General features: G+C 64.6%; 19 protein-coding genes and 1 pseudogene. 7 read left to right on the top strand and 13 right to left on the bottom strand.

The features are described 5' to 3' along the window. Positions 1–61 precede the first annotated feature (61 nt). From R4823_RS06515 to R4823_RS06530, 4 genes are all read right to left on the bottom strand, one after another. Positions 62–193 carry a hypothetical protein gene (locus tag R4823_RS06515; protein ID WP_338617980.1) on the bottom strand — a complete coding sequence of 44 codons (132 nt, stop codon included), beginning with the start codon at positions 191–193 and terminating at the stop codon, positions 62–64. Between the two features lie 566 nt (positions 194–759). Continuing rightward, positions 760–1,614: an alpha/beta fold hydrolase gene (locus R4823_RS06520; RefSeq protein ID WP_338617981.1), complete on the bottom strand. Its 855-nt coding sequence runs from the start codon at positions 1,612–1,614 to the stop codon at positions 760–762. Positions 1,615–1,722: 108 nt separating this feature from the next. Next, positions 1,723–2,505 (bottom strand): IclR family transcriptional regulator, encoded by a 783-nt coding sequence (locus R4823_RS06525; RefSeq protein ID WP_338617982.1) that lies wholly within the window; start codon positions 2,503–2,505, stop codon positions 1,723–1,725. Then, the gene (locus R4823_RS06530; RefSeq protein WP_338617983.1) at positions 2,495–3,376 is read right to left on the bottom strand and encodes an IclR family transcriptional regulator; all 882 of its coding nucleotides are present in this window, start codon (positions 3,374–3,376) and stop codon (positions 2,495–2,497) included. Before R4823_RS06530 ends, R4823_RS06525 begins: the two co-directional genes overlap by 11 nt. A 425-nt stretch (positions 3,377–3,801) precedes the next feature. Here R4823_RS06530 and R4823_RS06535 point away from each other — a divergent pair, with 425 nt between their 5' ends. From R4823_RS06535 to R4823_RS06560, 6 genes and pseudogenes are all read left to right on the top strand, one after another. Next, positions 3,802–4,650, top strand: a complete 849-nt coding sequence (locus R4823_RS06535) for a tripartite tricarboxylate transporter substrate-binding protein (RefSeq protein ID WP_338617984.1) — start codon at positions 3,802–3,804, stop codon at positions 4,648–4,650. 53 nt (positions 4,651–4,703) lie between these two features. Beyond that, positions 4,704–5,888 (top strand): FAD-dependent monooxygenase, encoded by a 1,185-nt coding sequence (locus R4823_RS06540; RefSeq protein WP_338617986.1) that lies wholly within the window; start codon positions 4,704–4,706, stop codon positions 5,886–5,888. Further along, a complete protein-coding gene (locus R4823_RS06545) occupies positions 5,888–6,331 on the top strand; it encodes an OB-fold domain-containing protein (RefSeq protein ID WP_338619124.1) in 444 nt (147 codons plus the stop codon). Before R4823_RS06540 ends, R4823_RS06545 begins: the two co-directional genes overlap by 1 nt. After that, on the top strand, positions 6,328–7,467 hold the full coding sequence (locus R4823_RS06550; RefSeq protein ID WP_338617988.1) for a beta-ketoacyl synthase N-terminal-like domain-containing protein: 1,140 nt from the start codon (positions 6,328–6,330) through the stop codon (positions 7,465–7,467). The genes R4823_RS06545 and R4823_RS06550 overlap by 4 nt, the downstream gene beginning before the upstream one ends. A 118-nt stretch (positions 7,468–7,585) precedes the next feature. Then, complete coding sequence (locus R4823_RS06555; RefSeq protein ID WP_338617990.1) at positions 7,586–8,821, top strand: CoA transferase; 1,236 nt, start codon at positions 7,586–7,588, stop codon at positions 8,819–8,821. A gap of 48 nt (positions 8,822–8,869) precedes the next feature. Further along, positions 8,870–10,378: pseudogene (locus R4823_RS06560) on the top strand (subtype B tannase); the annotation flags it as partial. 29 nt (positions 10,379–10,407) lie between these two features. On the opposite strand, the gene urtE reads toward R4823_RS06560, so the two are convergent. From urtE to atzF, 8 genes are all read right to left on the bottom strand, one after another. Next, positions 10,408–11,100, bottom strand: a complete 693-nt coding sequence (gene urtE / locus R4823_RS06565; RefSeq protein ID WP_087837489.1) for an urea ABC transporter ATP-binding subunit UrtE — start codon at positions 11,098–11,100, stop codon at positions 10,408–10,410. Positions 11,101–11,118: 18 nt separating this feature from the next. After that, positions 11,119–11,988 carry an urea ABC transporter ATP-binding protein UrtD gene (gene urtD, locus R4823_RS06570; protein ID WP_338619127.1) on the bottom strand — a complete coding sequence of 290 codons (870 nt, stop codon included), beginning with the start codon at positions 11,986–11,988 and terminating at the stop codon, positions 11,119–11,121. 17 nt (positions 11,989–12,005) lie between these two features. Continuing rightward, a complete protein-coding gene (gene urtC / locus R4823_RS06575) occupies positions 12,006–13,148 on the bottom strand; it encodes an urea ABC transporter permease subunit UrtC (protein WP_279816282.1) in 1,143 nt (380 codons plus the stop codon). Positions 13,149–13,170: 22 nt separating this feature from the next. Then, positions 13,171–14,790: an urea ABC transporter permease subunit UrtB gene (urtB, locus tag R4823_RS06580; RefSeq protein ID WP_338617992.1), complete on the bottom strand. Its 1,620-nt coding sequence runs from the start codon at positions 14,788–14,790 to the stop codon at positions 13,171–13,173. A gap of 74 nt (positions 14,791–14,864) precedes the next feature. Then, positions 14,865–16,166 carry an urea ABC transporter substrate-binding protein gene (gene urtA / locus R4823_RS06585; protein WP_279816261.1) on the bottom strand — a complete coding sequence of 434 codons (1,302 nt, stop codon included), beginning with the start codon at positions 16,164–16,166 and terminating at the stop codon, positions 14,865–14,867. A gap of 198 nt (positions 16,167–16,364) precedes the next feature. Beyond that, a complete protein-coding gene (locus tag R4823_RS06590; RefSeq protein ID WP_087837485.1) occupies positions 16,365–17,081 on the bottom strand; it encodes a GntR family transcriptional regulator in 717 nt (238 codons plus the stop codon). Between the two features lie 32 nt (positions 17,082–17,113). Further along, positions 17,114–20,719 carry an urea carboxylase gene (gene uca / locus R4823_RS06595; RefSeq protein WP_338617993.1) on the bottom strand — a complete coding sequence of 1,202 codons (3,606 nt, stop codon included), beginning with the start codon at positions 20,717–20,719 and terminating at the stop codon, positions 17,114–17,116. 12 nt (positions 20,720–20,731) lie between these two features. Then, a complete protein-coding gene (gene atzF / locus R4823_RS06600; protein WP_087837483.1) occupies positions 20,732–22,567 on the bottom strand; it encodes an allophanate hydrolase in 1,836 nt (611 codons plus the stop codon). Between the two features lie 223 nt (positions 22,568–22,790). Between atzF and R4823_RS06605 the strand changes: the two genes are divergently transcribed. Continuing rightward, positions 22,791–23,282 (top strand): thermonuclease family protein, encoded by a 492-nt coding sequence (locus R4823_RS06605; RefSeq protein WP_165963052.1) that lies wholly within the window; start codon positions 22,791–22,793, stop codon positions 23,280–23,282. On the opposite strand, the gene R4823_RS06610 is transcribed toward R4823_RS06605, so the two are convergent. Beyond that, the gene (locus R4823_RS06610; protein WP_087837481.1) at positions 23,279–23,779 is read right to left on the bottom strand and encodes an N-acetyltransferase; all 501 of its coding nucleotides are present in this window, start codon (positions 23,777–23,779) and stop codon (positions 23,279–23,281) included. The two genes, R4823_RS06605 and R4823_RS06610, sit on opposite strands and share 4 nt — an antisense overlap. Between the last annotated feature and the right edge of the window lie 54 nt (positions 23,780–23,833).

Below are 23,833 nucleotides of genomic sequence, written 5' to 3' on the forward strand. Positions count from 1 at the left end.
CAGGCGGGCCGAACGAAATGCCCGCCTCGCCCGGTTCGAATTCACCGCGCCGCGCGGTGGGTCAATCGACATTCAGGTCCATTTCCTTCACCCGCGAGCCCAGGCGATCAACATCCTGCAGCCGCTGGTCGGCGAACTTCACAGGAAGGGTCCTGCGCCACATCCGGCGCGTCGTCCAGGATCTCGTATTCAAAGCTGATTCCGCACCCACCTGGCTGCTGCCTAACTCCCTCCGCTGCCCCGCCCGATCTCGCGCAGTAGCACCTGAATCGGCGCCAGCGACTCCATCATCTCAACGGGCGTAGTGCCCAGGTTGCCGGGGAGCTCAGCCCGGAAAAAAGCGGGCCGACGTGCATTGACGCCCTCGCCGGCGTTCACGAACTTGATTACCGCGAACCGCTTACCCCGGCATTCGTCGCACATGGTCATCGACGAATTGGGCAAGTCCGAGGCCCATACCCTATCTGGCAGCACGCCGGCCAGCGCCCTGACACAGCCCCCGGAAGCAGGTGGCCGATGGCGCTGCGCCCGCCGGATGCGGCCGCATGGCTAGGGTTGACCAGCGAGCCGGGCGGCGCGTCGGTCGTAACCGGCAAGACGGCGCCTCGTTGTTGGGAATGTCCGGGCACAGCAGCGCCTTCGGGCCACAGACCGCGCAGGCGAGCACGTAGATCGGCACCAGGTTCAGCGCTCGGCAGCTGCGGACCCGTGGACGCGACCGACCACGCGACCGACCAGCTATCGCCGGCACGAAAGCCGTCAATCAGAAGATGGGAGAGGGAAGGATACGTCCAATCTTCTCAAGAAATCAGCGACGAGCACGTTGAATGCTTTCGGATTGTCTAGGTTCGAAAAGTGCTTGGCCGCAGGAATCACGTGCAATTCGGAACCGGGAATCGCCGCCTGTAGCTCTTGCGCAGCCTCCACCGGTGTGCTGGTGTCTTCGGCGCCGACGATGATCAGCGTGGGCCGCGCGATGCGCCCAGCGCAGGAGCGTAGATCCTGGGCGACGATCGAGGCCAGTGTGCTGAGGTAGGCCCCCGGGGGCATCGCGCTCACCCATCGAGCGTACCGATCGCAAATCGCAGCGCTAGTTCCGAGTGCCGTGCGGCTGGTTACGTAGCTTTTCGCAAAAGCTTCCATTCCGTATTGATCCACCTCCCGACGTACAGCCGCCACCCGGGCTGGGCCGCCTGGCCGCCCGCCAAGCGAAGTGTCCGCTAGCACAAGCGCCGACACTGCCTGCGGACGCAGAAGAGCCATGTGCATCGCAGTTTGGCCACCCATCGAAATGCCTAGACAAACGGCGGATTCCACGCCGCAATGCGCAAGCAAGGCCAACCCCATTCTTGCAGACCGCTCGATGGAATACTCATTGCGGCACGTCGAGCTGCCATGGCCGATGGCGTCCCAGGCCAAGATCCGATGCGATCCCTCGAATGCGGCGATGGTCTCGTCCCACATAGAATGAGTACCACCCAGGCTATGTATCAAGACAAGCGTCGGGCCAGAACCTCGATCGATATAGGCGATGTCCTCTCCGTCGATATGGAGATGTTGAATGGCAGTGTTGTCGTCGCTTGCTCCGAGCGCGACATTGGCAGGGCGGTTCATTGCGAATCTCCAGTCGATGTAGTGACGAGGTGTTGCATAGGCAGGACGGGCGACCCGGCGAAAGACAATGAGTCGGGTCGGGCAATCGAGCTCGTCCTTGCAACAAGCTTAGAAGGCCACACGGTTCATACAAGGAGCGCGCAGCAGCTCGCTCAGCTTGTTGGCTCGGGTAACGATCAATTCGGCGAGGTGGCGCTCGTCCTTCGGGCTGAAGCGAAACTCTGGGACGGTAATGCACAGGTCGCCGAAAACTTGACCGCTTTCGCCAAATACGGGGGCGGCCAGACCGACGGCACCGGGCGTCTGTTCCCCCTTGCTGATTGCATAGCCACGCTCGCGAATCCTCCGAAGCTCTCTCATGATTACCGCAACAGACGGCGGCGCGAATCCCGTGGCCGGAGATGCCGTCACCCTATTTATCACGGACTCCACGACAGCGCCCGGCAACCAAGTAAGAATCGCCTTTCCGCTCGCACCCCATGCCAAGGAGCGAAGTTCGTACATACGGACGCGATATCTCAAGGGATGGCGCGAATCCACTTTTTCCACAAACGACATTTGACGCGATGCGGGCAAGTACAACCCGAGAAGACATGTTTCGTTGCACCCCTCCACCACGTCACGCATGATCGGGCGCGCCACCTCCAGCGAGGGTTGGCCCTGCATCGCAAGCGCGCCCAGTCTCGAAAATTCGCGTCCCACGCAGTACCGCCGCATGGGTGCGCGTTCTGCGAATCCAAGCTGCACCAATTGGTGGAGCAAACGATGTGTGGTACTCGTAGGAAGACCCAGTATTTCGGATAAGCGCTTCACCGAAATTTCTTGCTTACCTTCCACGAGAACGCGCAGTACGGCGAGAAGGCGGCTGGCTGTACCGGTGTCACCGTTCACGGTCATGCTCCACGCCCGCCGGCCCAATCGCCTTCACTGGTGTGCGAGAACCGGCTGGCGTGCCTGATCGGACCGAGTCCACGCTGCCAGAGCGCGCCGATACCGCGGATACCCCTTGATAACCGAGTATTTGCGACAGCTGGCCAGCGCCGACACGCAAAGAGTGGGCGTAATCGTTGAGTTGGCTTTGATCGAATCGCTGCTCGGGAATCGTGACGACCATGGAAGCGACAACATGGCCGCTCACGTTGAAGACCGGCGCACCGATTCCCACCGCGCCCGCAAGTCGCTCTCCGAAAGACGCGACCCACCCCTGGGTTCGTGTGGCTCGTAGTTCGGCATCAAGCTTGCGTCGACGCACCGTGGTATGCGGCGTCAATCGTGGTAGTCCGTTGATTTCCAGAATGCGTTCGCATTCCGCGTCCGGAAGAAAGGCGAGCAGCGCCTTCCCGCTAGCACCAGCGTGTAAGGGCTTGATCTCTCCAACCTCTAATGCGTACTGAAGCGGCTTATCGCATTCTTCGATTGCGACGCAGACGCCAGTTCCGTATTCCTTCGAGTAAGCGTTCAGCGTCACGGTTTCACCCAATTCGTCTGCAAGTTTGCGCATTATAGGGCCTGCTGAGCGCTCTACCGATACGTTTCTGCGGAGCGACGCGCCTAACGTTAGCGCGTTCAGGCCAAGCGAATAGGTGCCAGCAAGCCTGTCGTGAACCAGCAGTCCTTCGCCCACCAGCAATCCCAACAGTCGTCCAGCAACCCCTTGTGGCATGCCGAATGCGGCGGCAATGTCTGCCATGTCGGCTTGGCGATCAAGATCGCCCACGAACCTGAGCAGGGCGATGGCATTCGCAACACTCTGCATACTCATGATTATTCCCTTCCTCATTCAGGGCTCGTACGCCGGTTACGGATGTCGCCTCTCTCGGGCCGTTACCGGGACAGCGCATTGTCAAGCCGGCTGTCCGGACGCGCGCCATGTCATACCGGCCACGCACGTTCTGCCACGCTTCGGGGACCAATCATAAAGACCAGGCGTTGCCCGTCGCAACGCGGAAATCCCGGCAAACGGAATTATGGGGCAACCGTGTTGACCGGTCTTTCGCGAAGCTTCCAGAATCGCCTCATGCCAAAAGAGCCAATAGGAGACCGACCGTGCACAGATGCCTTCGAGTAGTTTCTTCTCTTGCGATGTGTGCGGTATGTGCGTCCGCGACGGCACAGGCGTCGGAGTCTGGTCCAGCGGGCTATCCAAGTCGCCCCATCCGCTGGATCATTCCCTATGGAACGGGCGGCGTGACGGATATTTTCGCGCGCGCGCTGGCGAGCGAACTGTATCCGTATCTGAAACAACCAATCGTAATCGACAATCAGCCGGGTGCCACCCAAGTCATTGGTGTAAAGAGTGCGCTTCGGGCACCGGCCGATGGTCAGACCTTGCTGATGGGCAGCGTCACCAATCTTGCCATCAATGTGTGGACGCAAAAGCACCTGCCTTACGATCCAATCAAGGATCTCGCTCCGGTCGGCATGCTCTTCACATCGCCGCAATTCTTGGTCGTTCGCTCGTCGCTGCGGGTCGAGTCGGTGCGCGATCTGGTGGCACTTGCCAAGGCCAGGCCGGGGGAAATCACATATGCCTCGATCGGCGTGGGCTCTTCCGCCCATCTGGCGGGAGAGTTGTTCAAATCCCTCGCGGGAATTGATATCCGCCACATTCCCTACAAGGGCACCAGCCAAGCCATTACCGACATAGCGGCCGGGAGAGTGGACATGCTGTTTACCGGCGGCGGCCTCTCCTACGTGGAGGGGGACAGAGATCGGCTGCGCATCCTTGCGACGACGTCGACCACTAGGTCGGCTGCCGCGCCCGGGATTCCCACGATGCAAGAAGCCGGCGTTCCCGGATACGAGGCATCACTCTGGTTCTCACTCATGGCGCCCGCGGGCACGCCTGCGGCGATTGTCGAGAAAATCAATCACGCGGTCAATCTAGTCTTGGGGAGCCAATCTTTCAAACAGAAAACCGACACATTGGGGGTGGACGTCACGCCCAGCACACCAAACCAACTCGCCGAACGCATTCAGGCCGAAATTCCCAAGTGGGGAGCGGTCATTACCCGCTTGCCCGGCGGCGGGAACTGAGGCCATCGGACGAACGGGCGGATGACAGTAACAAACCATATGGAACGTGGCAGATGGCGGATCACACACTCAACATAGCAATCATCGGTGCAGGGATCGGCGGTTTGGCCGCAGCGTCCCTGCTGCGCAGCATCGGACACCAAGTGCGGGTCTTTGAACAGGCTGGACAGTTTGGACGAGTCGGCGCAGGCATTCAGATGACGCCCAACGCAATGCAGGTGCTTCGCCGCCTCGGGCTCGAGCCGGCATTGCGCGCCATTGCGTACGAGCCCGAGATCGCGCTTAGCCGCGAATTCGATAGCGGGAGGATTACCAATCAGTTCGCGATTGCAGCAGCAATGGAGCACAAGTACGGGGCGCCGTTCTTCGTCTTGCACCGGGCCGACCTGCACGGTTTATTGGCCGCCGATCACGCGCAGGACAGCATCAACTTCGGAAAGAAATTAGTCTCACTGGAGCAGGACAGTCGAGAAGTGAGACTACGATTTGCGGACGGGTCAGTAGCACACGCCGATCTGGTGGTGGCGGCCGACGGGGTTCATTCGCTGGTCAATACCATTCTTTTCGGACGCCAAGATGCAGTTTTCACCGGCAGAGTCGCCTACCGCACGACATTTCCCGCGGCGTTGCTCGGCAGCCGGCCGCTGGATCCCGCAAGGACGAAATGGTGGGGCCCGGACAGGCATATCGTGATGTATTACGTGACCGCAAAGCGCGACGAAATCTACTTCGTGACGAGCCAGCCCGAAGATGCGGCGTGGCTTACCCAAGAGTCCTGGTCGGCCAAGGGCAATCTGGACGAACTCAGATCGGCGTTCTCCGAATTCCATCCCGACGTACAGCACGTTCTGCAGTGCTGCCCCGACGTTCACAAATGGGGCCTGTTCATCCGCGATCCACTGGCTCGGTGGAGCAACGGAAGGGTCGTGCTTCTCGGCGATGCGTGCCATCCCATGCCGCCATATATGGCGCAGGGAGCCGCCTCCGCTTTGGAGGATGCCGCTGTGCTAAGTCGATGCGTCGCGACAATGGTCGATAACGGGCCGGCCGAGATGGCCAAGGCCTTCGACCTTTACGAGGGGACGCGCAAACCAAGAGCGTCCCGCATTCAAGCCGCCTCCGGCGCCAATAATTGGATGCGACACGCCTCGGAGGCCAATCCCGATTGGGTCTATGGCTACAACCCCTGGAAGGCACCGCTCGTCTCGATGGACCGGGCCATTTCAAGAGAATCATGATGACAAAAGACAACCCTCGCGAGAAATGGGCCTTGCCCCGAACCGTGGTCAAAGCGGGCGAAAATTGGGCACTGGTATGTGGACGATGCAATCGATGCGGGACTGTCGTTTTCCCGCGACCGCCAATTTGTCCGGTCTGCCTCGACGAATCGTTGGAGCCCGATCTTGTCTGCGATGGCGGGATTCTTTACAGCTATTCGATCGTGCACGCTGTCCGTGCAGGGTGGACCTCCCCTTACGGTCTGGCCTACGTCGACTTCCCGAACGGCGTGAGAATTTGTGGCCCCCTCGATATTCCCGCCGACGGGCACATTTCTTTGGACTCGCCCGTGTCCCTGACCGTCGGAGAGCTGCGAGTCGATGCCGAGGGCGTTTCATGGCTATCGCACAGGTTCAGCGCGTTGGGAAGCGGTGCGAAACATGGCAAGGAGAGTATGCGATGAGCAAGGTAGCGATTATTGGCGCCGCAATGTCCCGCTTTGCTAAACGACCGGACGCGAGCTTGCAGGACATCGGCTGGCCGGTCGTGCTTGCGGCCCTGAAGGATGCCCAGGTCGATCGCAGTGCCATCGATGCGGTATACGCTGGCGCTGCATATAGCGGCCGGCTGGTGGGTCAGCGTGTTTTGCGTACCCTTGGGATGACGTCGATTCCGGTCACGAATTGTGAGAACGCATGCTCGAGCGGAGCAACGGCATTTCGCGAGGCGTGCCTCGCCATCAAGCACGGCGAGATCGAAGTTGCGCTGGTTCTCGGAATCGACAAGCTCACTGCGCTTGGCGGAGGCGTATTACCCGGACAGCCCGACGACTGGGAAGTGGAAGTCGGATTGAGCATGCCTGCGCTCTATTCAATGCGCGCACGCAGATACATGCACGAACATCGACTTGATGCGAACGACTTAGCCATGGTTGCGGTAAAAGCCCATCGGCATGGGGCGCTCAATCCCTACGCGCAATTCAACAATGAAATCACCGTGGAGCAAGTCGCCGAGGCGCGTCCGGTGGCAGAACCGTTCACGTTGTTGCATTGCTGCCCGACAGGCGACGGCGCCGCTGCCGTGATCGTGTGCTCCGAGAACTATGTCCGGTCTGCTGCCCGCAAGCCGGTCTGGGTGGCGGCGACAGAACTCAACTCGGGACGGTATATGACCGGGTTCAGGGACTTGACCACACCTGAGATCACCGTTCGCGGCGCCAAGGAGGCCTATGAATTGGCAGGCATCGGCCCCGAGGACATCGATGTTGCGGAAGTGCATGACGCATTTACCGTCGCCGAACTGCTTTACTACGAGGCGTTCGGGTTTTGTGAGCGGGGCGGCGCATTGGACTTGCTTCGTTCGGGAGCGACATCGCTGGGTGGCCGGATACCCGTGAATGTCAGCGGAGGATTGCTGTGTAAAGGACATCCGGTCGGCGCCACTGGCATAGCGCAGATAGCCGAGGTGACTTGGCAGCTGCGCGGAGAAGCGGGAGCGCGACAGGTAGTCGGTGCACGCACCGCGCTGACCCATTGCACTGGCGGAGGCATCGCTGGTTTCGATCACGGGGCCTGCGCCATCAACATCTTCTCGACCTGACGCATCGAGCCGCCTGTCGGCCAATGACGCGGCGTGGGCCAGTTCAGTTATCCGCACGCAGGCGAGCCGCCATCGCCAAGTCTGCTCAGCAACACAAACAGAATCTGAGGCTTGAGGCATGATCACGAAGGATGAAGAGGAAGCTTTGTCTATGGACGCGCCGCTGCAAGGCATGCGGGTGCTCGATTTCACCCTGTTCCTATCCGGTCCGTTCGGCACGCAGATTCTGGGCGACATGGGAGCTGACGTCATCAAGGTCGAACCGGCAAACGGCGATCAAACCCGGTACTTGCCGCCGAATTTCGTCGCCGGAGACAGCGCGTATTTCCTCTCGGTAAACCGTAACAAGGAGAGCATCCAGATCGACTACAAGACCCCGGATGGGCTCGCACTGATCGAACGGCTGGCTCAAGAGAGCGATGTATTCGTGGAAAACCAAAAGCCCGGCAATCTAGCCAAGTATGGGATCACTTACGAGCGGCTGTCCGCGCTCAATCCGCGGCTGGTATGGTGCTCCATTAGCGGCTTTGGCCAACAGGGCCCGTATGCCGGCCGCCCTGCCTACGACATGATTGTGCAAGCCCTGTCCGGCGGGATGAGCATGACGGGGGAGAGCGATGGGAAGCCCGTTCGTTCGGCCATCCCTATCGGTGATATCGCTGCCGGCATGTATGCCGTCATGGGCGTGCTGGGCGCGCTGCATGCGCGCCATCGCACGGGCAAGGGGGCATACATCGACATCTCCATGCTCGACTGTCAAATCGCCATGCTGTCTTATCAAGCCGCCTACTATCTACATTCCGGACGCATACCGGCGCGCCAGGGTAGGGGCCACGAATCCATTCCGAGCTATCGCGCTTTCACTGCGGGCGACGGCGTTGACTTCGTGGTCTGCGCGAATACGGACCGTATGTGGCACGCCTTATGCGATGTTGCCGGAGTAGGAGCCTGGGGGCGGTCCGCCCATTTTCTCAGCCGACAAAATCGGTATGAACACCGACACGAGATATGGCGCGTCCTCGAAGACGCCCTACTAGCCCGCCCGGCAGCCGAATGGGTCGAACTCCTGCATAGTGCCGACGTTCCGGTCGCCATGGTCAACACGGTCGACCAGGCCCTAGCAGACGTACAAGTCCGGCAGCGCGGCATGGTGCTAACGCTCGAGAGCGAAGCAGGCCAGCGTGTTTCCGTTGCCGGCAACCCCGTGAAGATGACCGGCATCGACGAAAGCGCCTACCGTTATCCTCCCTCTCTCGGAGCTGATACCAAAAGCGTTCTCCAGCGCCTGCTGGGCATAACCGAGGAGGAAGCCCAGGACCTCGCTCGCAGGAAAATCATCAACATCAACGGCTGACGGACCCCGTTATCCGTCGTACGCGAGGCCGACGCCGCCAGACAGGACAATCCCATTTTCTTCAACGTCAACAACTCCGGCTGGCTTGCCAGCTACCAGGGAGGCAAGGGCGGCTGGGATCCCGCGACGCCGGTCACGCGTACCAATTATTCGGGCGCGGACATCGTCAATGGCGGCGCCTATGTCAGCACCAGCGACACGGACAAGATCGGCGCTGCGCTCAAGCGCGGTTTCGTGTATGTCAACGTCGCCTCGCGCAGCCGTGGCGCCGTCGCTCCCGCGGGGGTCTACGAGGACGGTGTCTATCAGGGCAAGGCGCCGGCGGCCATCGTCGACGCGAAGGCGGCGGTGCGTTATCTGCGCCTGAATGACGGCGCCATGCCGGGCGATGCCAGCCGCATCGTGGTGAACGGCACGAGCGGGGGCGGCGCGCAGAGCACGCAATTGGGCGCCACGGGCAACAGCGCGGATTATTTCCCTTACCTGCAGGCCATCGGTGCCGCCGGCATCGACAAGGACGGCAAGAGTTCCATCGGCGATGATGTGTTCGCCATCGTGGCCTATTGTCCGATCCAGGACATGGGCAGCGCCGATCTGGCCTACGAGTGGATGTTCAATGTGCTGGATACGCGCGCGCTGGTTGCGGCGGACCAGTTGGCGGGGAAGATCGTCGATGCCGGCGGGACCCCGTTGATCCGGGCTTCCAATCCCGATCCGGCCGGCAGTGCCGAGTTGATGAACGCCTTCAAGGTCTACCAGGCCGGTCTGGGGCTGAGGAACGATGACGGCTCGGCGTTGACCGCGGACAACATGCTGGCCGCCATCCAGGCGGAGATCAAGAAGGCCGCGACCCGTCAGGTCAAGGCGGGCAAGCCGTTCGTGGCCTACGGCGCCTATGGGGATGCCGCGGGCAACGGGGTGGGCGGGGGGAGCGGGACGCTGCACTATCTGAATGACTTCATCGGCACGGACGCCGCCGGCACGGTGACGTTCTTCGATATGACGAAGTACTTGAAATTCGTCGCCACGCAGGCGCGGCTCAAGTCCGTGCCGGCTTTCGACCGGAGCGGCCAGAGCGCCACCGCCGCGGGTGCGGTGACCACCGATGGCGCGGGTACGGTGAACAGCGCCGGCGGCGAGTCCAATCTGTTCGGCACCGCCTCCCAGGTCTATTCCAACTTCACGGAGTATGGCTGGAACCACAACGATGGCGCCAACGGCACCGACAGGCAGGACGGCGTGGGCCTGGCCAGCACGGGCTACAGCTGGGCCGCGAATCCTCAGCGGGATTTCCTGCTGAACCAGTACAAGATGATCAACGCGCTGCCGTACGTCGGCAAGACCGACGGCATCACGCCGCACTGGCGCATTCGCGTGGGCGCGCGGGATCGGGATACGTCCTTTACCGTGGCTTATAACCTCAGCCGCGCGCTGAAGGCCGATCCCAAGGTCAAGGACGTCGACTACGCCCTGCAGTGGGATCAGGGGCACGCCGGCAACTACGACGTGCAGGAGGCGATGGCCTGGGTCGACCGGGTACTGGCCACGGCCGAGTAGGTTGAATGGGGGCGGGACGGCTCCGGTTGTCAGACCGCGATCATCTCCCGCACCCCTTGCGCATCCATGTCCGCACCCAGCCCATTGGCCACGATTTCCCCCCGGTTCATCACCCAGTACCGGTCCGCGATCGCTTTCGCGAAGTCGTAATACTGCTCGACCAGCAGCACCGTCAGCCCCATTTCGTCGACGAGGCGGCGCAGCGTCCTGCCGATTTCCTGGATGATCGAAGGCTGGATGCCTTCCGTGGGTTCGTCCAGGATCAACAACTGCGGTTCGCTCATCAGGGCTCGGCCGATGGCCAGTTGCTGCTGCTGGCCGCCCGAAAGATCCCCGCCGCGCCGGGCCCGCATGTCCTTGAGTACCGGGAACAGCGCGTAGATGTGCTCGGGCACGCCGGCGGGCGCCTTGCGGCTGGCGGCCCCGACCAGCAGGTTTTCTTCGACCGTCAGGCGAGGGAAGATGTCGCGCCCCTGGGGCACGTAGGCGAGGCCGCGGGCGACGCGTTCGTAGGTGGGCAGTCTGGTGAAGGGTTGGCCGCGCCAGGCGATGGTGCCGCTTTTCGTCGGCACGACGCCCATCAGGCAGCGCAGCAGGGTGGTCTTGCCGACGCCGTTGCGGCCGAGCAGCACGGTCAGCTTGCCGTCGGGCACGGTCATGGAGATGTCGCGCAGGATGTGGCTGCCGCCGTAGAACTGGTTCAATCCTTCAATGTTCAGCATCGTCCGTTCCCCGCAAGTTCAACGTCCCAGATAGGACTCGATGACGGCTTCGTCCCGTTTCACGTGGTCCAGGGAGCCTTCGGCCAGCACGCGGCCTTCGGCCATGACCGTCACGCGGCCGGTTTCGCCGGCCAGCGCGGCGACGAACTCCATGTCGTGTTCGACCACCATCATGGAGCAGGTGCCGCGCAGGCGGTTCAGCAGCACGGCCAGTTCCATGGTTTCGTCGTCGGTCATGCCGGCGGCGGGCTCGTCCAGCAAGAGCAGGGCCGGTTGCTGCATCAGCAGCATGCCGATCTCGAGGCGCTGCTTCTGGCCATGCGAGAGTTCGCCCGCGAGCCGGCGCGCCTCGCTTTCCAGGCGTATCACTTCCAGCGTGTGTTCGATCCGGGCCTGGGCCGCGCGGTCCAGGCGCGCGCGCAGCGACGCCCACCAGCGCTTGTCCGCCTTCATCGCGAGTTCCAGGTTTTCCCAGACCGGGTGCTGTTCGAACACGGTGGGTTTCTGGAACTTGCGTCCGATGCCGGTCTGGGCGATTTGCGGTTCGTTCAGGCGGGTGAGGTCGATGCTCTGGCCCAGGTAGACCTTGCCGGCGTCGGGCGAGGTCTTGCCGGTGATGACGTCCATCATCGTCGTCTTGCCTGCGCCGTTGGGGCCGATCACGCATCGCAATTCCCCGGCGTCGACCGTCAGGGACAGCTTGTTCAACGCCCGGAAGCCGCCGAAGCTGACCGTCACGTCTTCCAGGTAGAGGATGGTGCCATGCGACACGTCGATGGCGTTGGGCCGGACCACGTGCCCCAGGGCGGCGGCCCCGGACAGGGTGGGCTGGTCGAGGCCGTCGCCGAAGCCCGACGCGCTGCGCGGCGGCGTCTTCGCGTGGCCCATGGCAGGATGCGTACCCATCAGTGCGTGCTCCGCTTGAAGACGTTTCCGATCAGGCCCATGATGCCGCGCGGCAGCAGCAGCGGTACCAGTACGAAGATCAGGCCGAGGAAGAACAGCCAGTATTCGGGGAAGTTGGCGGTGAAGAAGCTCTTGGCGCCATTGACGGCGAAGGCGCCGACGATGGGGCCGATCAGGGTGCCACGCCCGCCGACGGCGACCCAGATCGCCATTTCGATCGAGTTGCCGGGCGACATCTCCCCGGGGTTGATGATGCCGACCTGGGGTACGTACAGTGCGCCCGCGATGCCGCACAGGATGGCCGACACGGTCCACACGAACAGCTTGTAGCCCAGGGGGTTGTAGCCGAGGAACATCAGCCGGGTCTCGCCGTCGCGCACCGCGGTGACGACGCGGCCGAGCTTGGAGGTGACGATGGCGCGCGCGGCGATGAACGCGAGGACGAGCGTGGCGAAGGTCAGCAGGAAGAGCGCGGTACGGGTGCCGGGGTGGGTGATGGCGAAGCCGGCGATGCGCTTGAAGTCGGTGAAACCGTTGTTGCCGCCGAATCCGGTCTCGTTGCGGTAGAACAGCAGCATCGCGGCGAAGGTCAGGGCCTGGGTAATGATGGACAGGTAGACGCCCTTGACGCGCGAGCGGAACGTGAAGAAGCCGAATATCCAGGCGACGGCCGCGGGCACCAGTACCACCAGCAGCAGGGCGTATCCCAGGTGCTGGGTGCCTTCCCAGTACCAGGGCAGGGCCTGCCAGTTCAGGGACACCATGAAGTCGGGCAGGTCGCTGCCGTACACGCCCTCGTTGCCGATGGAGCGCATCAGGTACATGCCGATCGCGTAGCCACCCAGCGCGAAGAACAGCGCGTGCCCCAGGCTCAATACGCCGCAGTAGCCCCAGACCAGGTCCAGCGCGAGCGCACCGATGGCGTAGCACATGAACTTGCCGGCCAGCGTCATCGCGTAGGCGGACAGGTGAAAGGCGCTCGTCTCGGGCATCACCAGCGCGCCGACCGGCACCCCTATGCCCACCGCGATGCTCAGCGCCAGCAATGCGAGCCAGGCGTTGCGCGAGAGCAGCGCCGGACGCGGCGGCAGGCCCAGCGTCCGTCCGATGTCCTGGCCGGCGGCGGACGGGATCCCCGGCATCGTCGATATCGTGACAGCCATCTCAGGCCTCCGCGCTACGGCCCTTCAGGGCGAACAGGCCCTGCGGGCGTTTCTGGATGAAGAGAACGATCAGCACGAGCACCGCGATCTTGGCGAGCACGGCGCCCCAGAACGGTTCGATCGCCTTGCTGACGAGACCGAGTCCGAAGCCGCCGATCACCGTGCCGGCGATCTGGCCGACCCCGCCCAGCACCACGGCCATGAAGGAGTCGATGATGTAGCTCTGGCCCAGGTCCGGTCCCACGTTGCCGATCTGCGACAGCGCGCAGCCTCCCAGTCCGGCGATGCCGGCGCCGAACGCGAACGCATAGGCGTCCACGCGCGCGGTCCGCACGCCGACGCAGGCGGCCATCCGGCGGTTCTGCGTGACCGCGCGCACGAACAAGCCCAGGCGGGTCCGCGTGAGCATGGCCCAGGCCAGCGCGACGACCGCCAGCGAGAACGCCAGGATCGCGATCCGGTTGTACGGCAGGATCAGGCTTTGCATGACGGTCACGCCGCCGCTCATCCATGAAGGGTTTTCCACCTGGACGTTCTGTGCGCCGAAGATCATGCGCGTGCCCTGGATCAGGATCAGGCTGATGCCGAAGGTGGTCAGCAGCGTCTCCAGCGGCCGGCCATAGAGGTGCTTGAGGACCAGGCGTTCGATGACCGCGCCGCCGAGCGCCGCCGCCAGGAACGCGACCGGCACCGCCACCAGCGGATACCAGTCGAACGCCGCGGGCGCGTAGCGATGGAACAGTGTCTGCACGACGTAGGTCGCGTAGGCGCCGATCATCAGGAATTCCCCGTGCGCCATGTTGATGACGCCGATCAGTCCATAGGTGATCGCCAGGCCCAGCGCGGCCAGCAGCAGCACGCTGCCGAGCGACAGGCCGGCGAACAGCGTGCCGGCGATCCGTCCGCGGCGCTCGATGCCGTCCAGCGTGTCGAGCCCTTGCTGGGCGACGGCCCGTACCTGCGGGTCGGGTTCCTGCCATGCGCCGGTCGCCGATTTGGCCGTCAGCGGGCGCAGCAGTTCGTACATGCCCGGATCCTTGCGGGCGGCGACGAGCTTGACCGCTTCGAGCCGGGTCGCGGCATCCGGGGCGTGCAGCGCGGTCATCGACCATAGTGTGTCGAGACGCTGCTTCAGGGCGGGATCGGCTTCCCGCGCGCGCGCGGCGTCGACCAGGGGCTTCATCGACGGATCCGGACTCTTCAGCAGCGCGTCGATCGCCGCGCCGCGCGCGGCGGCATCGGGCGATGCGAGCTGCAGGCCGGCCAGCGCGCCGGCGACTTTCGCGCGCAGCAGATTGTTCAGCGTGACAGGCTGCGCGGCATCGGCCACGTCCTGGCCGACCGGCCTGCCGGTCGCCGCGTCGCGGGTGGTCTCGTCCGACCGGATCAACAACTGCCCCGCGTCGGTGGCCAGCGCGTTGTCGTCGGAAAGCGCCTGGAGCAGCGCGAACGAGGGCTCGTCTCGCGTCTCGATCAGTTTGTCGATCGCGGCCAGCTTGGCATCGAAGTCGTCACCGCCCAACGGAGCGATGTCGGCGGCGTCGAGCGCGAAGGCCGCCGGGCCGGGGCACGCGAGCGCCGCCGACACGGCCACGGCGCGCAGGTATTGGCGCAGGTTCATGTGGGGAAGACCGGGTTGGACAAGGACAGGAATCCGCCGGGACACGACAGCCGCGCCGTGTCTCGGCGTCGGGCTCAGGCCAGGCCGGACTGGCGCGCCAGTGCGGGAAGCGAGCCGACGACATCCGGCTTGCCCTGGTTGCCGGGAATGTAGGGGCTCCACGGCTGCGCGCGCACCGGCGCCTTGGTGCGCCAGACGACGTTGAACTGGCCGTCCGCGCGCACTTCGCCGATCATCACCGGCTTGCGCAGGTGGTGGTTGCCGTCCATCTCCAGCGTGAAGCCCGAGGGCGCGGCGAACTTCTGGCCTATCATCGCGGCGCGCACCTTGTCGACGTCGGTGCTCTTGGCCTTCTCGACCGCCTGTTTCCACATGTGGAGACCGACGTAGGTGGCCTCCATCGGATCGTTGGTCACGCGCTTCGCGCCACCCGGCAGGTTGTTCTTCTTCACCCAGTCCGCGAACATCTCCTTGAACTTCGTGTTCTCCGGATTGCGCAGCGACATGAAGTAGTTCCACGCGGCCAGGTTGCCGACCAGCGGCTTGGTGTCGATGCCGCGCAGTTCTTCCTCGCCCACCGAGAACGCCACGACGGGCACGTCGGCCGCCTTCAGGCCCTGGTTGCCGAGTTCCTTGTAGAACGGCACGTTCGAGTCGCCGTTGATCGTGGAAATGACGCAGGTCTTGCCGCCACGCGCGAAGGCCTTGATGTTCGCGACGATGGTCTGGTAGTCGCTGTGGCCGAACGGGGTATAGACCTCCTGGATGTCGGCATCCTGCACGCCCTTCGATTGCAGGAAGGCCCGCAGGATCTTGTTGGTGGTGCGCGGGTAGACGTAGTCGGTGCCCAGCAGGAAGAAGCGCTTGGCGCCGCCGCCTTCCGCGCTCATCAGGTACTCGGTCGCGGGGATGGCCTGCTGGTTGGGCGCGGCGCCGGTGTAGAACACGTTGCGCGACATTTCCTCGCCCTCGTACTGCACCGGATAGAAAAGCAGGCCGTTCAGTTCTTCGAACACGGGCAGCACGGACTTGCGCGATACCGACGTCCAGCATCCGAACACGGCGGCGACCTTGTCCTGCGAAATCAACTGGCGCGCCTTTTCCGCGAAGAGCGGCCAGTTCGACGCCGGATCGACCACGACCGGCTCGATCTTCCTGCCCATCACGCCGCCCGCCGCGTTGATCTGGGCGATGGTCATCAGCGCCGTGTCTTTCAGCGACGTTTCCGAGATCGCCATCGTGCCCGACAGCGAATGCAGGATACCCACCTTGATCGGCCCTTTGTTCGCACCTTGCGCGAATGCGGAAGGGAGTCTGCCGGCGATTCCCGCCAGGCCCGCTGCCGATGCGACCTTCAGAAACTCACGCTTTTTCATTGATCGTCCTTGGAAGTGGAAGGTTGTATTTCGTCTTGGATACAAGACTGCATTGAAGATGCAACTTCCGGGCCAGCGGATGAGCCGGCGGCGCCGGAGCAGGGAAGGGGGATTCAGCGGGCTGTTCGCGTCTTGTCGTGATAGATGTCGGTGCGTGGCGGCGCCATGCTGGTGCGCCCCGCACGCATCCCGGGAGCTTCAGGCCTGCTCGCGCGACGCATAGCGTTCGCGGGCGGTCTGCATCATGTACAGCGTGATGCGCTTGACTTCGGCCTGGCTCTCGGCGATATGCGCACGGACCATCTGCCGCGCGAGCGCGGCGTCGTTCTTGCCGATGGCGTCCAGGATGTCCGCGTGCTCCTGGTAGGTGGCGGCCACGCGCGGCGGTTTGGTGAAGTCGAGGCGGCGGATGATGCGTATGCGTTCGGCCACGTCCGTATGCATCCGGGCCATCTCGAGGTTGCCGGTCGCGGCGACCAACCCCGCGTGGAAGCCCTCGTCGAGCGCCGCCGCCCTGGCCGGATCCTGCTCGCGCATTCCGGCTGGCACGCACCAGATCTCCCGCAGCGGATCGAGCTGCGCCGTCTGGCGCCCGGCGACGATACGGTCGATGGCCGTCGTTTCCATCATCACGCGGATCTCGTACAGGTCCTCGAAGTACTTGAAGTCGAAGGTCCGCACCTGCCAGCCGCTCTTGAAGTGCACGTCCACGTAGCCTTCGCGCAACAGCCAGAACAGCGCCTGCCGCACCGGAGTGCGGCTGACCTGCATGCGCGCGGCGACGTCGCCTTCGCTGAACTTGTCGCCGGGCAATAGCCGGAAATCGAAGATGTCCGCCTTCAACCGGGTGTAGATCTGTGTCGCGAGGTTGTTCGCGCCCTGCGCCGGTTCGCCCGGCACGCGGTTGTCCGCCATAAGGAATTCCAGAAACGGTTATGAAGCGGCGGTCATGCCAGCGATACCAGGGGGTCGCCGGCGCTGATCATCATGCCGGGGCGGCAATGCAGGCTCTTGACCAGGCCGTCGTGCGGCGCGGAGATGTGGAATTCCATCTTCATGGCTTCCAGGATCAGCAGCGAGTCTCCCGCCTTCACGGTTGCCCCGGGTTCGACGAGCAGCTTCCAGACGTTGCCCGTGATGTCGGCGGCAACGATCGAGCCCGTCGGATCGTCATGCGCGGTGGTGGCCTCATCCGGGCCGTCGTCCGCGGTGCCAGCCTCGTCGGACTGGGTCGCCCAGCGGGCGACCTCCGCGTCGAACGCCTGCTTCTGGGTGGTCCGGAGCACTTCCAGCTCCGGTTCGATCCGGGCCAGGAAGGCGTTGTACTCACCGAGATCGAAGATCTCTTCCTCGATGCGCACGCCCTGGCGGCCCTCCCGGAAGTCATTGCGCAATCCTTCCAGCTCGCTCTCGGTCACCGGGTAGAAGCGGACCTGGTCGAAGAAGCGCAGCAGCCATGGCTTGCCATCGACGAACGCTTCGTTCTTCAGGAATTTGTTCCAGATGGGCAGCGTTCGTCCCACCAGTTGGTATCCGCCGGGCGAATCCATGCCGTATATGCACATGTACACGCCGCCGATGCCGACCGTTCCTTCGGCCGTGTAGGTTCGCGCGGGGTTGTACTTCGAGGTCAGCAGGCGATGGCGCGGGTCGACCGGTACCGCGCACGGGGCGCCCAGGTAGACGTCGCCCAGGCCAAGCACCATGTAGCTCGTCTGGTAGATCGTATCGTGCACGTCCTGCGTCGAGGCCAGGCCGTTGATGCGCCGGATGAACTCGGTGTTGCTGGGCAGCCAGGGCGCGGTATCGCGCACCGACTGCCGGTAGCGCGCCACGGCGTCCAGCGTCGCCGAGTCCTCGTAGGCCATGGGCAGGTACACCACCCGGCTCGGCACTTTCATCGTCGAAATGCCGGCCAGCGTCGCGTCGGTTGCCGCCAGCGCCTCGACAAGCGCCCGCTGGCCGATGGTCCGGCCGTCGTAGCGCACCTGCAGCGACCGCACGCCCGGCGACAGTTCCAGCACGCCGGGCAGGGCGGCCGCCTTGAGCGCCTCCATCAGCGCATGGACGCGGAATCGCAGGTTCAGGTCGAGCACGTTGTCGCCATACTCGACCAGGATGTACTTGTCGCCGGCCTGGCGGAAAACGGTCTTGGGACGTTCACTCTGCGCGGGCGCCTCGAACAGGATGGGCGAGCCGCGGCGCGTGGAAAATGCCGGCGCATCGATCGATGTCCCGTTCCAGTCGCGGATGAACGCATCCTGCCGCCGCTCCAGCGCGAGCGCCTCGTCGAACGACATCTCGCGAAAGCGGATGCGGTCGCCAGGCTTGACCTGTCCGACTTTCCACAGTTCCGCCTTGGCGATCGTGACCGGGCAGACGAATCCGCCCAGGCTCGGGCCGTCGCGCGTGAGGATAACCGGCATGTCGCCAGTGAAGTTGATGCTGCCGATCGCGTACTCGCAATCGTGGATGTTCGACGGATGCAGGCCGGCTTCCCCTCCGTCCGAGCGCGTCCATTCCGGCTTGGGCCCATTGAGCCGGATGCCCAGGCGGTTCGAGTTGTAATGGACTTCCCACTGGCTGGCGAAGAACGTCTCGATCGATTCCGGCTTGAAGAAATCGGGGGCGCCATGCGGGCCGTACAGCACGCCTATTTCCCATTCCCGCCCGTAGGCGGGCACGAGCGCGGAGGGTAGCGGAGCCGGGGCGTGGATCGGCGCCAGGTCCGCGGTCGCGGGCAGTGCAGGATCGGCAATCGGCAGCACGTCGGCCGGGCGCAGCGTGCGCCCGGCATGTCCGCCAAACTGGCCGAGCGCGAACGTCGCCCGGCTGCCCAGGTACAGCGGCACGTCCAGGCCGTTGCGCACGGCCAGGTAGGTCCGGCAGCCGCTCGTTGCCTTGCCGATCTTCAGCGTCTGGCCGGCCCGGACCGTGACCGGCGCCCAGAATTCGACCGGCGAGCCGTCGAGCCGCGCATCCGTGGGCGCGCCGGTCAGCGCGATCACGGTGTCGCCGTGAAAGCGCAGTGTCGGACCGAGTACCGTGGCCTCGATGCCGGCCGCGTGCTCGTTGTTGCCCACGATGCGGTTGGCCAGACGGAATGCCCAGTCGTCCATCGGACCCGATGGCGGCACGCCGATGTCCCAGTAGCCCACGCGCCCGGGATAGTCCTGGATGGTGGTGTAGGTGCCCGCGTCGATCACCTCCACGGCCGACGGGCGGTAGGCGAAGTCGTCCAGATAGCGGGTCGAGACATCGCCGTCGCGGAACCCCCGGCTCGCGATGACCTTGCGCAGGTAGTCGAGGTTCGTCGCGATGCCCGAGAGGCGGGTCGCGTCGAGCGCGCGCGCCATCGCCGCGATCGCGGCGGGCCGGTCTGCCCCGTGGACGATCAGCTTGGCGATCATCGGATCGTAGTGGGCCGATACCTCGGTGCCAGTCTCCACCCAGCTGTCCACTCGGACGTCGGGCGGAAAGCCGACCTCGGTCAGGGTGCCGGGGCTGGGCGAGAAGTTGCGCAGCGGGTTCTCGGCGTAGATGCGCACCTCGATCGATGCGCCCTGCGGCGTGATCGCCCGGTCCAGGGCGGGGGGAGTGCCGGCCGCCGTCAGGATCATCCATTCGACGAGATCTATGCCGGTCACGCTTTCGGTGATCGCATGTTCGACCTGGAGCCGTGTGTTGACCTCGAGGAAATAGAAGGCCTGCCGCGCGGCGTCGTAGATGAACTCGACCGTGCCGGCCGAGCGGTAGCCCACGGAGCGGCCCAGGTTCTCCGCCGCGGCCAGCAGCCTGCCGCGTACGTCGGGCGGAAGATCCGGCGCGGGCGTTTCCTCGACCACCTTCTGGTTGCGCCGCTGCAGCGAGCAATCGCGCTCGCCCAGCGCGACCACCTTGCCGTTGCCGTCGCCGAAGATCTGCACCTCGACATGGCGTGCGCGGTCGAGGAAGCGTTCGACGAATACGCCGCCGTTCGCGAAGAACGATTGGCCCAGCCGCTGTACGGACTCGAAGGCGGCGACCAGTTCGGCTTCGTCGTTGCAGCGTGTCAGTCCGATTCCCCCGCCCCCTGCCGTGCTTTTGAGCATGACCGGATAGCCGATGACCCGGGCCGCCTTGCGCGCGCTGTCGACATCCGCCAGCAGGCCCGATCCGGGCGTGAGCGGAACGCCCGCCCGCCGGGCCAGCTCGCGCGCCTCGTGCTTGAGGCCGAATTGCTTCATCTGGAGCGCGGTCGGTCCGACGAACGCGATGCCTTCGGCCTCGCAGCGCGCGGCGAACTCGGCGTTCTCGGACAGGAAGCCATAACCGGGAATGATGGCCTGCGCGCCGGTCTGCCTGGCCGCCTCGATGATCAGGTCGGCCCGCAAGTAGCTGTCGGCGGCGGTGTCGCCTCCCAGCGGCACGGCCACATCGGCCGTGGCGACGTGCAGGCTGTTGCGGTCCGCGTCGGAGTACACCGCCACGGAGCGGATTTTCATCCGCTTGAGCGTGCGTGCGATGCGGCAAGCGATCTCGCCTCGATTGGCGATCAGTACGGTATCGAACATGTGGGCTCCGGTTCAGGAACGTGACGGCTCGTTGCTGGGGCGCCGACTGTCGAGGTAGCTCGCCCAGCCGCCGAATTCGGTGATGTCGCTGGCGTCGTCCAGCGCATAGGGTTCGCAGATGAAACCCTTGACCTGCCGGCCGTCGGCGAGGGTCAGCGTGCCGATGCCCAGCGGCGCGGGAACGCCGGCGACGAACGAGCCGAATGCCGCCGCGGGTACGTCCCATAGCTCCACCCGTATCGGCGCGCCGTGGTCCGCCCGCACGAGACCGGGCTTTGGCGGCGTCGTGTTGGCCAGCGCATAGAGCCGATAGTTGGCGGCGGTCGTGGTCGATTCGACGAACCGGGCTGCCCGCGACGTTAGTTCGTGGTTCAGCGGCATGCCGCGCAGATGGGCGCCGACGACCGCCACGCGGATGGATTCGCCTGTCGTGTCGAGGTCCGCAGATCCGGCGGCGGGGATCCTGCCAGCGGCAAGCGGCAGCCCCGTCGCGCCTCGCGTCAGGCCGGTCGCTTCGTGCCACGATGCGGCGAAGCCGGCAAGTGCCCGCTCGCGCCAGGCGTCGCCGATCAGGGTGATGCCGAACGGCAGTCCGTCCTCGCGCAGGTTCGCCGGCACCGCGACCGCGCTCCAGTCGAGCAGATTGACGAAATTCGTGTACTTGCCCAGGTTGCTGTTCAAGCGTATCGGATCGGCCAGCAGTTCGGCGATCCGGTAGTGCGTCGGGGCGGTGGGGACCAGCAACGCATCGAACTGCGCCAGCAATGTGTCGGCACGGCGCTTCAGGTCCGCGAGGCGGTAGATGCCGTCGAAGGCATCGGCGGCCGAGAAATCGCGCGCCTTGAAAATGACGTCGCGGACGACGGGATGGATGTCGGTTTCGTGCCCTGCCGCGAAGGCGCGGATGGCCGCATACCGCTCGGCCACCCAGGGGCCGTCGTAGAGCAGGGCGGCCACGTCGTCGAAGACGGAGAAATCGACGGGTACGCATGTCGCGCCGCGCGCTTCGATATGTGCGACCGCGGCCTTGAAAGCCTGGTCGGACAGGTCGTCGCCGAAGAACTCCGGAACCGCCGGAATGGCGAAGCGCGGGGCCGCAGGGAGACGCCATGTCGCCGACCCCGCCGGCGCGGCTCGTGAGAGTCCATCGGCCAGGTCCAGCGATGCGGCGACATCATGGACGCGAACCGCGTCTTCCACCGTCGTCGAGAACACCGACACGCAGTCGAGCGTCCGGCAAGCCGGCACGACGCCGGTGTTGCTGAACGCGCCGCGCGTGGGCTTGAGGCCGACGATGTTGTTCAGCCCCGCAGGCACCCGGCCGGAGCCCGCGGTATCGGTTCCTAGCGAGAACGGAACGATACCCCGTGCGACCACGGAGGCCGAGCCGGAACTCGATCCGCCCGATATGTATTCGGGGTCGAAGGCGTTTTCCGGTATGCCGTAGGGCGATCGTACGCCGACGAGCCCCGTGGCGAACTGGTCGAGATTGGTCTTGCCGATCAATATCGCGCCGGCCTGGGCGAGTCGCGCGATCAGCGTCGCGTTCTGCGCAGGCGTATAGGCGAACGCCGGGCAGCCCGCGGTGGTCGCGAACCCGACGGCATCGATGTTGTCCTTGGCCGCGAACGGCACGCCGTACAGCGGCAGCTTATCGATGTTTCCGTCGACCGACCGCAGCCGGCTTTCGAGCGCCGCCAACTGGGCCTGGAGCACCTCCGGGCTGGCGATCGAAATCCAGGCCGGATCCGGCCCCGCCAGGGACTCCAGCAGTTCGCCAAGCAGGCGTGCCGGTTGTGCGCCGTCCCGGTATGCGTCGAGCCAGTCGGAAATCGTCCATCCGCGCATCTGGTATTCCCTCTTGTGTACAAGTTTGGAGGGACATATTCAAGAGCCGTGCCAGGCGCGCTGCCATGCGGCTTTAGCCGTGCGGGCGGCGAGATGAGGGGGGATGCTCGGCCGGCCGATGCCTTGCCGCGCACAGGAGTGGCGCGCGATTGCGCTCGACTCAGGGGCGTGCGCCCAGCAATGGTGCGACGGGCCGTGCCGCCGGTGCTGGGATAATGCCGCCATGAAAACCACGATTTCGATGATCCGGTGCCTGGCAGGCATAGCCGCTTTCGCCCTGCCATGCGCCACGTTCGCCCAGGTCTGCACCGTCACGTCCATCCACGATGGCGACACGATGCGCCTGCAATGTCCCCCGCAAAAGAAAAGCACTCCGGTGCGCCTGGAGCGGATCGATGCGCCGGAGATCGGCCAGGCCGGCGGGATCGCCTCGCGCGATTTCCTGAGGGCACTCTGTCCGTTGGGCGCGCAGGCCAGGTTGTCGCGCCATGGCAAGGATCGCTATGGCCGCACGCTGGGCGATGTCGATTGCGGCCATGGCAGCGTGCAGGAAATGATGCTGCGCCATGGGTATGCCTGGGTCTATCCCAAGTTCACCGCGGAACGGGCGCTGGTTGACCTGCAGGGCGAGGCGAGGGCGGGGCGGCGTGGCCTGTGGGCCTTGCCGTCGCCTGTCGCGCCGTGGGAGTACCGTAAGCGGGGCCGCGATCTCTAGGCCGCTACCTCGAAGGCCTGGTGATACGCCACCGTTCCTCCACCCGCCCCGGGCGTGAGCCGGACCGCCTGGAAATATTCCGGCGGCACGCCCGGCAGCACGAAGTCCGGATCGGCCCGGAATCCGAACCGGCCGTAGTATTCCGGTTCGCCCAGCACCACGCATCCGGCCGCATGGCGCTGGCGCAACGCATCGAGCGCATGCGCGACCAGCTGCCCGCCCAGGCCCTTGCCCTGGTGTCCGGGCGCCACGGCGAGCGGACCGAGGCCGTACCAGCCGGGTGTGCCGTCGGAAAGCGCCACGGGAGAGAGGGCCACGTGGCCCACGACCTCGCCATGGGATTCCGCCACGAGCGAAAGGGTCAATGCGCCGGCCTCGCGCAGCGCGTCGACGATCCGTGCCTCGGTGCCGCTCGCATGCGGCGCGGTGGCGAAGGCGCGGGTGATCACGCGGTCGATGGCCGCGATGTCGTGCGGTTGTTCCGGGCGTATCAACATGGGCAGGGGGGGGGCAGAGAGGTTGTCATCCGAGCTAGAGAATATAGGGCAATC

This window comes from Pigmentiphaga sp. CHJ604 (assembly GCF_036972535.1).
In the GTDB taxonomy this organism is placed as follows: Bacteria; Pseudomonadota; Gammaproteobacteria; order Burkholderiales; family Burkholderiaceae_B; genus Pigmentiphaga; species Pigmentiphaga daeguensis.

Excerpts from the sequence above, each read along its gene's own strand:
- R4823_RS06590 (WP_087837485.1), bottom strand. The coding sequence starts at position 17,081 with ATGGCGGACAACCGCGTGCCGGGCGAACCGGCGCAGGGCGCGAACAAC.
- R4823_RS06540 (WP_338617986.1), top strand. The coding sequence starts at position 4,704 with ATGGCGGATCACACACTCAACATAGCAATCATCGGTGCAGGGATCGGC.
- R4823_RS06555 (WP_338617990.1), top strand. The coding sequence starts at position 7,586 with ATGATCACGAAGGATGAAGAGGAAGCTTTGTCTATGGACGCGCCGCTG.
- urtA (WP_279816261.1), bottom strand. The coding sequence starts at position 16,166 with ATGAAAAAGCGTGAGTTTCTGAAGGTCGCATCGGCAGCGGGCCTGGCG.
- urtB (WP_338617992.1), bottom strand. The coding sequence starts at position 14,790 with ATGAACCTGCGCCAATACCTGCGCGCCGTGGCCGTGTCGGCGGCGCTC.
- R4823_RS06530 (WP_338617983.1), bottom strand. The coding sequence starts at position 3,376 with ATGAGTATGCAGAGTGTTGCGAATGCCATCGCCCTGCTCAGGTTCGTG.
- R4823_RS06545 (WP_338619124.1), top strand. The coding sequence starts at position 5,888 with ATGACAAAAGACAACCCTCGCGAGAAATGGGCCTTGCCCCGAACCGTG.
- atzF (WP_087837483.1), bottom strand. The coding sequence starts at position 22,567 with ATGCGCGGATGGACGATTTCCGACTGGCTCGACGCATACCGGGACGGC.
- urtC (WP_279816282.1), bottom strand. The coding sequence starts at position 13,148 with ATGCCGGGGATCCCGTCCGCCGCCGGCCAGGACATCGGACGGACGCTG.
- R4823_RS06520 (WP_338617981.1), bottom strand. The coding sequence starts at position 1,614 with ATGAACCGCCCTGCCAATGTCGCGCTCGGAGCAAGCGACGACAACACT.
- R4823_RS06550 (WP_338617988.1), top strand. The coding sequence starts at position 6,328 with ATGAGCAAGGTAGCGATTATTGGCGCCGCAATGTCCCGCTTTGCTAAA.
- R4823_RS06610 (WP_087837481.1), bottom strand. The coding sequence starts at position 23,779 with ATGTTGATACGCCCGGAACAACCGCACGACATCGCGGCCATCGACCGC.
- R4823_RS06605 (WP_165963052.1), top strand. The coding sequence starts at position 22,791 with ATGAAAACCACGATTTCGATGATCCGGTGCCTGGCAGGCATAGCCGCT.
- urtD (WP_338619127.1), bottom strand. The coding sequence starts at position 11,988 with ATGGGCCACGCGAAGACGCCGCCGCGCAGCGCGTCGGGCTTCGGCGAC.
- urtE (WP_087837489.1), bottom strand. The coding sequence starts at position 11,100 with ATGCTGAACATTGAAGGATTGAACCAGTTCTACGGCGGCAGCCACATC.
- uca (WP_338617993.1), bottom strand. The coding sequence starts at position 20,719 with ATGTTCGATACCGTACTGATCGCCAATCGAGGCGAGATCGCTTGCCGC.